This window comes from Acidovorax sp. KPB24-03 (assembly GCF_057546605.1).
The window spans coordinates 1-11,944 of the sequence record NZ_BAAJYR010000103.1 but is presented as its reverse complement, the minus strand read 5'-3'; the positions used below and the strand labels follow the sequence as shown (position 1 = coordinate 11,944).

Here is an 11,944-nt window from a genome sequence, read left to right as displayed (position 1 = left end):
GCGCTCTCGCGCAGCCTGGGCCGCGCGCCGCGCATCGGCGTGGCGGGGCTCAATCCGCACGCGGGCGAGGGCGGCCTGTTCGGCCCTGAAGAGTTGGAAGTGATCGCCCCGGCCGTCGAGGCCGCGCGCCGCCTGGGCGTGGACGCGCACGGCCCCTACGCCCCCGACACCATCTTCATGCGGGCACGCCACACGCCGCAGCGCGCGGGCGAGTTCGATGCCGTGCTGGCGATGTACCACGACCAGGGACTGATACCGGTCAAGTACCTGGGCGTGGACAAGGGCGTGAACGTGACGCTCGGCCTGCCGCTGGTGCGCACCAGCCCCGACCACGGCACGGCATTCGACATCGCCGGCCAGGGCATCGCGGATGCCTCCAGCCTGATCGAGGCCGTGCGCATGGCGCGGCGGCTGGCCTCGGCCGCCTGAGCGGCCGGAAGGCCGCCTGCGCCGGGTGCTCCGGGCGCGCCGCGCGCCCGGCCTTTCAGCGCTTGAGGCTGTCGCGGATCTCGCGCAGCAGCACGATGTCTTCCGGCGTCGCCACCGGGGCCGGTGCGGGTGCTGGCGCCTGGCGCTTGAGGCGGTTGATCTGCTTGACCATCATGAAGATGATGAAAGCCAGGATCAGGAAGTTGACCGCCACGGTGATGAAGTTGCCGTAGGCCAGCACCGGAACGCCGGCCTTCTTGAGCGCGTCCAGCGTCTGCGGCACGCCGGGCGGCACGGTGCCCAGCACCACGAACAGGTTGGAGAAATCCAGCCGGCCGAAGACCAGCCCCACCACCGGCATGATCAGGTCGCTGACCACCGAATCGACGATCTTGCCGAAGGCGCCGCCGATGATCACGCCGACCGCAAGGTCTACCACATTACCTTTGATCGCGAACTCTTTGAATTCCTTTGCGATGCTCATTTCGCCCCTCCTTGATATAGCTGAAAACCCTCGCAGTATTGCGCAGGTTGAGGGGTGTTAACGCCTAGGAATACCCATTTTCACTCCGCTACAATTCCGCGATTGCCCCACCCAGCGAAGTACAACGAGGACACCCATGAGTGAAACTCCTATCGACTCCAGCAAGCGGACGTGGCTCATCGCCTCTGGCTGCGCTGGTGCCGTGGGCGGCGTAGCAACCGCCGTACCGTTCGTGAGCACGTTCCAGCCTTCCGAGAAGGCCAAGGCGGCAGGCGCCGCGGTCGAAGTCGATATTTCCGATCTCAAGCCGGGCGAGAAAATCACGGTCGAATGGCGTGGCAAGCCCGTGTGGATCATCAAGCGCACGCCCGACCAGCTCGCCGCGCTGCCCTCGCTGGATGCGCAGTTGGCCGACCCGAAGTCGGAGCGCAAGCCGAGCGAACTCACCCCCGAATACGCCCGCAACGAGGCACGTTCCATCAAGCCTGAAATCCTCGTGGCCGTGGGCATCTGCACCCACCTGGGCTGCTCGCCTTCGGACAAGTTCGTGCCCGGTGCACAGCCCTCGCTGCCCGACGACTGGAAGGGCGGCTTCCTGTGCCCCTGCCACGGTTCCACGTTCGACATGGCCGGCCGCGTTTTCAAGAACAAGCCGGCGCCGGACAACCTGGAAGTGCCTCCCCACATGTACCTGTCGGAGACCAAGCTCCTGATCGGTGAAGACAAGAAGGCATGAGGGAACACGACATGGCCCACGAATTCAAGGACATCTCCCCCAACGCCTCCACCGGCGCCAAAGTCACCAACTGGTTCGAGAACCGGTTCCCGACCGCGTTCGACGCCTACCGCGTCCACATGTCGGAGTACTACGCGCCGAAGAACTTCAACTTCTGGTACATCTTCGGCTCGCTGGCCCTGCTGGTGCTGGTGATCCAGATCGTCACCGGCATCTTCCTGGTGATGCACTACAAGCCCGACGCTGCGAAGGCCTTCGAGTCGGTCGAGTACATCATGCGCGACGTGCCGTGGGGTTGGCTGATTCGCTACATGCACTCCACGGGCGCCTCGGCGTTCTTCGTGGTGGTGTACCTGCACATGTTCCGCGGGCTGCTCTACGGCTCGTACCGCAAGCCGCGCGAACTGGTCTGGATCTTCGGCTGCGCCATCTTCCTGGCGCTCATGGCCGAGGCGTTCATGGGCTACCTGCTGCCCTGGGGCCAGATGTCGTACTGGGGCGCCCAGGTGATCGTGAACCTGTTCGCGGCCATCCCCTTCATCGGCCCCGACCTCGCGCTGCTGATCCGCGGCGACTACGTGGTGGGCGATGCCACGCTGAACCGCTTCTTCAGCTTCCACGTGATCGCCGTGCCGCTGGTGCTGCTGGGCCTGGTGGTGGCGCATCTGCTGGCGCTGCACGACGTGGGCTCCAACAACCCCGACGGCGTGGAGATCAAGGGCCCCAACGCCCCCCGCGACGACAAGGGCCACCCGCTGGATGGCATCCCGTTCCACCCCTACTACACGGTGCATGACATCTTCGGGGTCTGCGTGTTCCTGTTCATCTTCTCGGCCGTGGTGTTCTTCGCGCCCGAGTTCGGTGGCTACTTCCTCGAGTACAACAACTTCATCCCGGCCGATCCGCTCAAGACGCCCGCGCACATCGCGCCCGTCTGGTACTTCACGCCGTTCTATTCCATGCTGCGCGCCATCACCAGCGAGATGATGTACGCCCTCATCGCGTGCGTGGTGCTGGCCGCCGGCTTCGGCGTGGTCAAGGGCCGCCTGCCGGTTTTCATCAAGGTGGCGATCGTGGCCATCGCGGCAGCGGCCATCGCCCTCATGCTGTCGATCGACGCCAAGTTCTGGGGCGTGGTCGTGATGGGCGGCGCCGTCATCATCCTGTTCTTCCTGCCCTGGCTGGACATGAGCCCGGTCAAGTCGATCCGCTACCGTCCGGGCTGGCACAAGTACCTGTACGGCATCTTCGTGATCAACTTCGTCGCACTGGCCTATCTGGGCGTGCAGCCACCGTCGCCGCTGGGTGAGCGTGTCTCGCAGGTCGGCACGCTGTTCTATTTCGGTTTCTTCCTGCTCATGCCCTGGTGGAGCCGGCTCGGCGAGCCCAAGCCCGTGCCGGACCGCGTGATCTTCAAGGCGCATTGAGCAGGCAGGAGACCCATCCCATGAAAAAAATCATCCTCACGCTGATCGCGGCCCTGGGCATCGCCACGGGCGCGCAGGCTGCCGAAGGCGGCATCGCCTGGGACAAGGCACCTGTCCAGACCAACGACACGGCCTCGCTGCAAAACGGCGCCAAACTGTTCGTCAACTACTGCCTGAGCTGCCACTCGGCCGCGTTCATGCGGTTCAACCGCCTGAAGGACATCGGCCTCACCGACCAGCAGATCAAGGACAACCTGCTGTTCACCACCGAAAAGGTGGGCGAGACCATGAAGTCCACCATCGATCCGCGCCAGGCCAAGGACTGGTTCGGCGCCAATCCGCCCGACCTCACGGTGATCGCCCGCTCGCGCGCCGGCCATGGCGGAACGGGGGCGGATTACCTCTATACCTTCCTGCGCACTTTCTACCGCGACGAGACCAAGGCCACGGGATGGAATAATCTCGCCTTCCCGAGTGTCGGCATGCCTCACGTGCTCTGGCAATTGCAGGGCGACCGACGCCCCGTGTTCGAACAGCAGGAGAGCCATGGCCACAAGACGGAAGTCTTCAAAGGCTGGACGCAGGTGAGTCCGGGCACAATGAGCCCCCTCCAATACGACCAGGCCGTGGGTGATCTCGTCAATTACCTGCAATGGATGGGCGAGCCAGCGCAAAATACCCGGTTGCGCGTCGGCGTCTGGGTTTTGATTTTCCTCGGTGTGTTCACGGTGATTGCCTGGAGGCTCAACGCAGCTTTCTGGAAAGACATCAAGTAACCGCACCAACCGCCTGCGGCGCCAGACCTGGCGCTGCCCAGGTTTTCAGAGTGGACGCATCCTGCGCCCACTCTTTTTGATTTTTAGGAGCCTCTCACCATGATGGTGCTTTATTCGGGTACGACCTGTCCCTTCTCCCATCGCTGCCGTTTCGTTCTGTTCGAGAAGGGAATGGACTTCGAGATCCGCGATGTGGACCTGTACAACAAGCCCGAAGACATCAGCGTGATGAACCCCTACGGACAGGTGCCGATCCTGGTCGAGCGCGACCTGATCCTGTACGAGTCGAACATCATCAACGAATACATCGACGAGCGCTTCCCGCATCCGCAACTGATGCCCGGCGACCCGGTGGACCGCGCCCGCGTGCGCCTGTTCCTGCTGAACTTCGAGAAGGAACTGTTCGTTCACGTGAACATCCTCGAATCGCGTGCCACCAAGGGCAACGAGAAAGCGCTGGAAAAAGCCCGCGCCCACATCCGCGACCGTCTCACGCAACTGGCGCCCGTGTTTCTCAAGAACAAGTACATGCTGGGCGAGAATTTCTCGATGCTGGACGTGGCCATCGCGCCGCTGCTCTGGCGCCTGGACTACTACGGCATCGACCTGAGCAAGAACGCCGCGCCGCTGCTCAAGTATGCTGAGCGCATCTTCTCGCGTCCTGCGTACATCGAAGCGCTGACGCCTTCCGAAAAAGTCATGCGCAAGTGATTGCGCAATCCTTCCTTCCCGCACGCCACCATGATGAACGCCCAGGATTCCACCTCCACTCGCCCCTATCTCATCCGGGCCTTGTATGAGTGGTGCACCGACAACGGGCTCACGCCCTACGTTGCCGTGCGGGTGGACGACTCGGTTCAGGTGCCGCGCGAGTATGTGAAGGATGGCGAGATCGTGCTCAACATCAGCTACGACGCGACCAGCGCGCTGCAGCTGGGCAACGATTTCATCGAGTTCAAGGCGCGCTTCGGCGGCAAGCCGCGCGACATCATGGTCCCCGTGGGCCGCGTGATCGCCATCTACGCGCGCGAGAATGGCCAGGGCATGGCCTTTCCGCCGCCGGTGGACGTGCTGGAGCCGAGCGAAGGCGGCGTGCTGTCTTCCTCGGTCCTCAGCACGGCCACCTCCGCACCCGCGGAGTCCGAGTCTTCGACGGGCGCGGACGACCGTGTGGTGCAGCTGGTGTCCACCGATTCGCCTCCGGACGACGGTGGTGCGCCGCCCCGGCCCACTTCGCCGGGCTCCGGTGGCCGGCCCTCGCTCAAGCGCGTCAAATAGCGTTGCCATGCGGCTGCGGCGCATTTCGCGCGGCTAGAATGCAGCCTTCGCCGATTTAGCTCAGTTGGTAGAGCACCCGCCTTGTAAGCGGTAGGTCGTCAGTTCGATTCCGACAATCGGCACCATCTTTCCCTCTTTTCGTCTCCCCCTTTGCCATGCCTTCCCTTGCGGGCTTCAGGTTTGGATTTTGAGGCGAATGGAGTTAACCTCCCACCCCCGAGTGCGCAAATGCGCCTGCAAGGCAGGCAGCAGCTGACGCACCTTGGCCGCCGCTGCGTTGCTGCGCACTAGCAGGCACCATGTCGGGCCTTCGATCGGCCCTGCCTGAATGGCGGGTCGCAAAGTGGGTGGGATCAATGGCTCGATGGCCTTGAGCCGCTCCGTGGATTCGCGCGTCAGTGCTGCCAGCTTGGCCAATGTGGGGGATTCCTCCGTGGCTTGAAGCAGGGTGACGGCTTGGTGACGGCGGTTCATGGCAATGCGCCGCGCGGCGCGGAGAAATGTAGTGCACTTGATTATCACGGACGCCCGGCTGGCGCGAAGCCGGGCCATACACCTGACAGGGACACGGCTCATGGCGGCGGGCTTGCTGGTCTCGTTCAGCATCATGCTGGTCGCGGCCATGCTCTACCACTGGGTCTTTCTCAAGGGCGCGCGCGAAGGCTGGCCCATCGTCGGGTCGCTGGTCAAGCTGGTGGCCAAGGACGAAATGGAAGAGCGCGACCGCTTCATGCGCGCCAACCTTGACGCCATGGCGCGCAAGGTCGGCGAGATGCAGGCTCGGGTCATGCAGCTGGAATCGCTGGGCGAGCGGGTGCTGGGGCTGGCGGGCATGCCGGCGTCGGAACTGTCCCGGCCGCCCGGGCAGGGCGGTGCGCTGGTGTCGGGCCATCCCATGGACATGCAGGAGCTGGAGCGCACGCTGGACGACCTGGCCCAGCTCACGGACCGCCGGGTGGACCTGATGACCGTGGTGGAATCGCGGCTGTTCGACCAGCACATCCGAAAGCACATGGTGCCGACGCAGGCGCCGGTGCTGGGCAAGCTTCCCGGCTCGGCGTTCGGCTGGCGCATCGATCCCATCACGGGCCACTCCGCCCTGCACACGGGATTGGACTTCCAGGCGGACACGGGCACGCCCATCCTCGCGGCGGCTGGAGGCGTGGTGGTCGCGCAGGAGTACCACCCCGCCTACGGCAACATGATCGAGGTGGACCACGGCAATCAGCTGGTCACCCGCTATGCACATGCCTCCAAAACGATGGTCAAGCGCGGCGACCTCGTGCGCCGCGGGCAGAAGATCGCCGAGGTCGGCACGACGGGCCGCTCCACCGGCCCCCACCTGCATTTCGAAGTGCTGGTGCAGGGCGTTCCGCAGGATCCGCAAAAATTCCTGATGGCCGGAGCCCAGGCGCCCTCCACCCGCGTGGCCAGTGCCGGACCGGCCCAAAAGGCCGATGGCCAGCCCGTCACCCCGCGCAGGTAAAATCTGCGGTCCGGACCTGCCGACCCGGGTTGCGCAACTTGCAACCCGAGAACGCAGCCCCACCTGAACTCACTTCTTCTTTAGGGATTCTGGTCGCGCCGTACGCCTTCGGGCACGCGGCGCGGTCCTGCTCGCATGGCCACCAATTTCCTCACCAAATTATTCGGCAGCCGCAATGACCGGCTCCTCAAGCAATACCGCAAGACGGTGGCCCGCATCAATGCGATGGAGCCCGACTACGAAAAGCTGAGTGACGAGGCGCTGCGCGCCAAGACCGCCGAGTTCAAGGAACGCGTCTCCAAAGGCGAATCGCTGGACGACCTGCTGCCAGAGGCTTTCGCCGTGGTGCGCGAAGGCTCCAAGCGCATCATGAAAATGCGCCACTTCGACGTCCAGTTGCTGGGCGGCATGGCGCTGCATTACGGCAAGATTTCGGAAATGCGCACCGGCGAAGGCAAGACGCTCACCGCCACGCTGCCGGTCTACCTGAATGCGCTGTCCGGCGACGGTGTGCACGTGGTGACGGTCAACGACTACCTCGCCAACCGCGATGCCCAGTGGATGGGTCGCCTGTACAACTTCCTGGGCCTGACCGTCGGCATCAACCTGCCGCAGGCCCCGCGCGAGGAAAAGCAGGCCGCCTACCAGGCCGACATCACCTACGGCACCAACAACGAGTACGGCTTCGACTACCTGCGCGACAACATGGTGTACGAGTCGCGCGACCGGGTCCAGCGCGGGCTGAACTTCGCCATCGTCGATGAGGTGGATTCGATCCTGATCGACGAGGCGCGCACGCCGCTCATCATCAGCGGCCAGGCCGAAGACCACACGGCGATGTACATCGCCATGAACGAGGTCGTGCCGCTGCTGGTGCGCCAAGAGGGCGAGGCCGATCCGCGCACCGGCGAGGGCGTCACCAAGCCGGGCGATTTCACGCTCGACGAGAAGACGCACCAGGTGTTCCTGACCGAGCAGGGCCATGAAACCGCCGAGCGCGTTCTTGCCAGCCGCGGCTTGATCGCTGAAGGCGCATCGCTCTACGACCCGGCCAACATCACGCTCATGCACCACCTGTATGCGGCGCTGCGGGCCAACCACCTCTACCACCGCGACCAGCACTATGTGGTGCAGGAAGGCGAGATCGTCATCGTGGACGAATTCACCGGCCGCCTCATGTCGGGCCGCCGCTGGAGCGAAGGCCTGCACCAGGCCGTCGAGGCCAAGGAAGGCGTGGGCATCCAGGCCGAGAACCAGACGCTGGCATCCATCACGTTCCAGAACTACTTCCGCCTGTACAAGAAGCTGGCGGGCATGACCGGAACGGCCGACACCGAGGCCTATGAATTCCAGGAAATCTACGGCCTGGAAACCGTGGTGATTCCTCCGAACCGCCCGAGCAAGCGCAACGACCAGCTGGACCGCGTGTACAAGACCACGCGCGAAAAGTACGAGGCGGCGATCAAGGACATCCGCGAGTGCCATGAGCGCGGCCAGCCCGTGCTGGTGGGCACCACGTCGATCGAGAACTCCGAAATCATCGACCAGCTGCTGCAAAAGGAAAACCTGCCGCACCAGGTGCTGAACGCCAAGCAGCATGCCCGCGAGGCCGACATCGTGGCCCAGGCCGGCCGTGCCGGCATGATCACGATCGCAACCAACATGGCGGGCCGCGGCACCGACATCGTGCTGGGCGGCAACATCGAAAAGGCGCTGGCCGCCATCGAGAGCGACGAGTCGCTCGACGAAGCGACCAAGGAAAGCCGCGTGGCCGAGGTGCGCGCGCAGTGGACGCGCGACCACGAGAAGATCAAGGAGCTGGGTGGCCTGCGCATCATTGCGACCGAGCGCCACGAGTCGCGCCGCATCGACAACCAGCTGCGGGGCCGCTCGGGCCGCCAGGGCGACCCTGGCTCTTCGCGGTTCTACCTGAGCCTGGACGATTCGCTGATGCGCATCTTCGCCGGCGACCGCGTGAAGGCGATCATGGACCGCCTCAAGATGCCCGATGGCGAGGCCATCGAAGCGGGCATCGTCACGCGCAGCATCGAGTCGGCGCAGCGCAAGGTCGAGGCGCGCAACTTCGATGTCCGCAAGCAGCTGCTGGAATACGACGACGTTTCCAACGACCAGCGCAAGGTGATCTACCAGCAGCGCAACGAGATCCTGGACGCGAGCGACCTGTCCGGCCTGATCGCCAACATGCAGGAAGACTGCCTGACCGATCTGGTGCGCCAGTACGTGCCGGCCGAATCGGTCGAAGAGCAGTGGAACCTGCAGGCGCTCGAGAAGGCATTGGCCGAGGATTGGCAGATCCAGTTGCCGCTCAAGCAGGAAGTGGACAGCGCGCACGCCATCACCGACGACGAGATCCTGGAAAAGGTGCTCACCGCAGGCAAGGCCGCCTTCCAGGCCAAGCTGGAGCTGGTGGGCCAGGAGAATTTCAACCAGTTCGAACGCGCGGTGCTGCTGCAGAGCTTCGACTCCAACTGGCGCGACCACCTGGCGGCCCTCGACTACCTGCGCCAGGGCATCCACCTGCGCGGCTACGCGCAAAAGCAGCCCAAGCAGGAATACAAGCGCGAGGCGTTCGAGCTGTTCCGCCAGCTCATCGACCAGGTCAAGAACGAAGTGACCAAGATCCTGATGACGGTGCAGGTGCAGTCGCCTGCGCAGCTGGACGAGGCCGCCGAGGCCCTGGAGAGCCGTGCCGAGAAGATCGCCAACGTGACCTACACCGCCCCCACCGAGACCGGTGAGGTGGAGGTCCGCTCCGAGGCCGCCATGGCGGCCGGTGCGCTCGCGGGCGAAGTGCCCCGTGTCGGCCGCAACGACCCATGCCCTTGCGGCAGCGGCAAGAAGTACAAGAGCTGCCACGGCCGTCTGGACTGACCATGCGGCACCGCCCTGATCGCAGGGCGGGATGCCTGTGCCCCAGGCGCGCAGGGATGGGGCGCGGCGGGCCGCAGCAGCGGTGGCTTCGTCTTCGGCTTGTCACGGGCCGCTGCTAGGCTGTTTCGCGTCACAGGGAGAAGGGCGCAAGGATGATCGACAAGCGGTTTTTCCCGCGGCAGGTGGTGCAGGCCACCGGTAACCGATGGGATTGGGCCCTGCTACCCCTGGTGCTGGCCGTGCTCTTCGCGCTGGCCTGGGGCGGCTCGCAGATGGCACGGCCCTACCAGGTGGGCGACGTGCTGCCGCTGTCGCTCGATCCGTGGATGCTGCCGTACTATCTGCTGCGCACCACGCTGCGCATGTTCATCGCACTGGGCGCATCGCTGGTGTTTGCCTGCGTCTTCGCGGCGCTGGCGGCCAAGTACCGCACGGCGGAGCGGGTGATGGTGCCGCTCTTGGACATCCTGCAGTCCATCCCGATCCTGGGCTTCCTGTCGATCACCGTGACGGGGTTCATCGCGCTGTTTCCGGGCAACCTCTTCGGCGTCGAGTGCGCGGCGATCTTCGCCATCTTCACCTCCCAAGCCTGGAACATGGCCTTCAGCCTGTACCAGTCCATGCGCACGGTGCCGGCCGAACTGCGCGAAGCCGCTGCGGTGTTCCAGCTGTCGGGCTGGCAGCGCTTTTGGCGGCTGGAGCTGCCCTTCGCCATGCCAGGGCTGCTGTGGAACATGATGATGTCCATGTCCGGCGGCTGGTTCTTCGTGGTGGCGTCGGAGGCGATTTCGGTATCACACCAGGACATCAAGCTGCCGGGTGTGGGCTCTTACATCGCCCTGGCCATCGAGGCGCGCGACCTGGGCGCGATCGGCTGGGCGATCGTGGGCATGCTGGTCGGCATCGTGCTGTACGACCAGCTGTTCTTTCGCCCGCTCATCGCCTGGGCCGACAAGTTCCGGTTCGAGGAGGGCGGCAGCGAAGCCCAGCCGACCTCCTGGCTGCTGTCCTGGATGCGCCGCACGTCGCAGCTCAAGCGGGTGGTGGCGCTGTTCGTGGTGCCGCTGGAGTGGTCGCTCACGCGGCTGCGCCGTCGTCATGACGGCACCTCGATCCGTGCACGCCCCTCCGTGCCCCATCCCGCCCTGACGCGCGCGGGCGATGCCTTGCTGGCGGCGGCGGTGATGTTGGCGGTGATCTGGCTCGTGCGCTTCATCCACAGCGAGGTGGGCTGGCACGAGGTAGGCCATGTCTTCGTGCTCGGCACGTACACGCTGGTGCGCGTGGTCGTGCTGATCCTGCTGGCGGCGGCGGTCTGGGTGCCGGTGGGCGTCTGGATCGGCATGAATCCGCGCTGGGCGGGCCGGCTGCAGGCCGTGGCGCAGTTTCTGGCGGCCTTTCCGGCCAACCTGATGTTCCCGCTGGCCGTGGTGCTGATCGTGCGCTGGCACCTCGATCCGAACCTCTGGCTGGCGCCGTTGATGGTGCTCGGCACGCAGTGGTATCTGCTCTTCAACGTGATCGCCGGGGCTTCCAGCGTGCCGTCGGAGTTGCGTTATGCCGCACAGAATCTGGGGCTGTCGGGCTGGCTGCGCTGGAAGCGCTACCTGCTGCCGGCGGTGTTTCCCAGCTTCGTCACCGGTGCGATCGCGGCCAGCGGCGGCTCGTGGAATGCGAGCATCGTGGCTGAATACGTGACCTGGGGCGACACCACGCTGCAGGCCGATGGCCTGGGCAGCTACATCGCCCACATGACGGCGATCGGCGACTTTCCCCGCATCGCGCTGGGCATCGGCGTGATGTGCGTCTTCGTCATGGGCATGAACCATTTCGTGTGGCGGCGCCTCTACGCGATGGCCGAAAACCGCATGCACTCCTGACGCCTGGAACCGAACCCATGGAAACCTCTCCCATGTCCCCCATCGCCGAGCTGGCCCAGGTGGGCAAGTCTTTTCGCTCCAGCGACGGCACCGCGCGTTCGGTGCTGGAGGGGGTCGATCTCGTGCTGCAGGAGGGTGAGATCGTGGCGCTGCTCGGGCAGTCGGGGTCGGGCAAGTCCACGCTGCTGCGCATCCTGGCGGGCCTGGTTCCGGTGGATGCCGGCGATGTTCGCTACCGGGGCCAGCCGCTGTACGGCCCGGCGCGCGGCATCGCATGGTGTTCCAGTCGTTCGCGCTCTTTCCGTGGCTCACGGTGCAGCAGAACGTGGAACTCGGCCTGGAGGCCCGGGGGGGCGCCCCCGCCGAGCGATCGCGGCGGGCCGCCGCCGCCATCGAGCTGATCGGGCTGTCCGGGTTCGAGGGCGCGTTGCCGCGCGAGCTGTCGGGCGGCATGCGCCAGCGCGTGGCGATCGCCATCGCGCTGCTGCACGGGCCCGACCTCGTCATCGCCGACGAGCCGACCACGGCGCTGGATGTGACCATCCAGGCGCAGATC

11 protein-coding genes, 1 tRNA gene and 1 pseudogene are annotated in these 11,944 nt (G+C 65.1%); 11 read left to right on the top strand and 2 right to left on the bottom strand.

Annotated elements, in window-relative coordinates:
- Positions 1 to 429, top strand: a 429-nt coding sequence (locus AC27KI_RS12925; RefSeq protein ID WP_487088513.1) for a PdxA family dehydrogenase, incomplete at its 5' end; no start/stop codon positions are given.
- 55 nt (positions 430 to 484) lie between these two features.
- On the opposite strand, the gene mscL is transcribed toward AC27KI_RS12925, so the two are convergent.
- Positions 485 to 913 (bottom strand): large conductance mechanosensitive channel protein MscL, encoded by a 429-nt coding sequence (gene mscL, locus AC27KI_RS12920; RefSeq protein WP_272548939.1) that lies wholly within the window; start codon positions 911 to 913, stop codon positions 485 to 487.
- Between the two features lie 136 nt (positions 914 to 1,049).
- Here mscL and petA point away from each other — a divergent pair, with 136 nt between their 5' ends.
- From petA to AC27KI_RS12890, 6 genes are all read left to right on the top strand, one after another.
- On the top strand, positions 1,050 to 1,649 hold the full coding sequence (gene petA / locus AC27KI_RS12915; RefSeq protein WP_272565535.1) for a ubiquinol-cytochrome c reductase iron-sulfur subunit: 600 nt from the start codon (positions 1,050 to 1,052) through the stop codon (positions 1,647 to 1,649).
- Between the two features lie 11 nt (positions 1,650 to 1,660).
- A complete protein-coding gene (locus AC27KI_RS12910; protein ID WP_284405471.1) occupies positions 1,661 to 3,076 on the top strand; it encodes a cytochrome b in 1,416 nt (471 codons plus the stop codon).
- 20 nt (positions 3,077 to 3,096) lie between these two features.
- Complete coding sequence (locus tag AC27KI_RS12905; protein WP_272565533.1) at positions 3,097 to 3,852, top strand: cytochrome c1; 756 nt, start codon at positions 3,097 to 3,099, stop codon at positions 3,850 to 3,852.
- 99 nt (positions 3,853 to 3,951) lie between these two features.
- Positions 3,952 to 4,563, top strand: a complete 612-nt coding sequence (locus AC27KI_RS12900) for a glutathione S-transferase N-terminal domain-containing protein (protein ID WP_272565532.1) — start codon at positions 3,952 to 3,954, stop codon at positions 4,561 to 4,563.
- Positions 4,564 to 4,596: 33 nt separating this feature from the next.
- The gene (locus AC27KI_RS12895) at positions 4,597 to 5,130 is read left to right on the top strand and encodes a ClpXP protease specificity-enhancing factor (protein WP_487088519.1); all 534 of its coding nucleotides are present in this window, start codon (positions 4,597 to 4,599) and stop codon (positions 5,128 to 5,130) included.
- 49 nt (positions 5,131 to 5,179) lie between these two features.
- Positions 5,180 to 5,255: transfer RNA gene (locus tag AC27KI_RS12890), tRNA-Thr, on the top strand.
- A 49-nt stretch (positions 5,256 to 5,304) separates the two neighbouring features.
- On the opposite strand, the gene AC27KI_RS12885 is transcribed toward AC27KI_RS12890, so the two are convergent.
- Positions 5,305 to 5,604, bottom strand: coding sequence for a hypothetical protein (locus AC27KI_RS12885; RefSeq protein WP_272565530.1), 300 nt, complete (start codon positions 5,602 to 5,604; stop codon positions 5,305 to 5,307).
- 4 nt (positions 5,605 to 5,608) lie between these two features.
- On the opposite strand from AC27KI_RS12885, the gene AC27KI_RS12880 reads away from it, so the two are divergent.
- The 4 genes and pseudogenes from AC27KI_RS12880 to AC27KI_RS12865 all read left to right on the top strand — a co-directional run.
- Entirely contained in the window at positions 5,609 to 6,616 is a 1,008-nt protein-coding gene (locus AC27KI_RS12880; RefSeq protein WP_487088517.1) for a M23 family metallopeptidase, read from the top strand.
- Positions 6,617 to 6,751: 135 nt separating this feature from the next.
- Complete coding sequence (gene secA, locus AC27KI_RS12875; RefSeq protein WP_487114130.1) at positions 6,752 to 9,508, top strand: preprotein translocase subunit SecA; 2,757 nt, start codon at positions 6,752 to 6,754, stop codon at positions 9,506 to 9,508.
- Positions 9,509 to 9,660: 152 nt separating this feature from the next.
- Complete coding sequence (locus AC27KI_RS12870; protein ID WP_487114128.1) at positions 9,661 to 11,388, top strand: ABC transporter permease; 1,728 nt, start codon at positions 9,661 to 9,663, stop codon at positions 11,386 to 11,388.
- Between the two features lie 17 nt (positions 11,389 to 11,405).
- Positions 11,406 to 11,944: pseudogene (locus AC27KI_RS12865) on the top strand (ABC transporter ATP-binding protein); the annotation flags it as partial.

Coding starts and splice junctions, on each gene's coding strand:
- AC27KI_RS12900 (WP_272565532.1), top strand. CDS start 3,952: ATGATGGTGCTTTATTCGGGTACGACCTGTCCCTTCTCCCATCGCTGC.
- AC27KI_RS12885 (WP_272565530.1), bottom strand. CDS start 5,604: ATGAACCGCCGTCACCAAGCCGTCACCCTGCTTCAAGCCACGGAGGAA.
- mscL (WP_272548939.1), bottom strand. CDS start 913: ATGAGCATCGCAAAGGAATTCAAAGAGTTCGCGATCAAAGGTAATGTG.
- AC27KI_RS12905 (WP_272565533.1), top strand. CDS start 3,097: ATGAAAAAAATCATCCTCACGCTGATCGCGGCCCTGGGCATCGCCACG.
- secA (WP_487114130.1), top strand. CDS start 6,752: ATGGCCACCAATTTCCTCACCAAATTATTCGGCAGCCGCAATGACCGG.
- AC27KI_RS12870 (WP_487114128.1), top strand. CDS start 9,661: ATGATCGACAAGCGGTTTTTCCCGCGGCAGGTGGTGCAGGCCACCGGT.
- AC27KI_RS12895 (WP_487088519.1), top strand. CDS start 4,597: ATGAACGCCCAGGATTCCACCTCCACTCGCCCCTATCTCATCCGGGCC.
- AC27KI_RS12910 (WP_284405471.1), top strand. CDS start 1,661: ATGGCCCACGAATTCAAGGACATCTCCCCCAACGCCTCCACCGGCGCC.
- AC27KI_RS12880 (WP_487088517.1), top strand. CDS start 5,609: ATGCGCCGCGCGGCGCGGAGAAATGTAGTGCACTTGATTATCACGGAC.
- petA (WP_272565535.1), top strand. CDS start 1,050: ATGAGTGAAACTCCTATCGACTCCAGCAAGCGGACGTGGCTCATCGCC.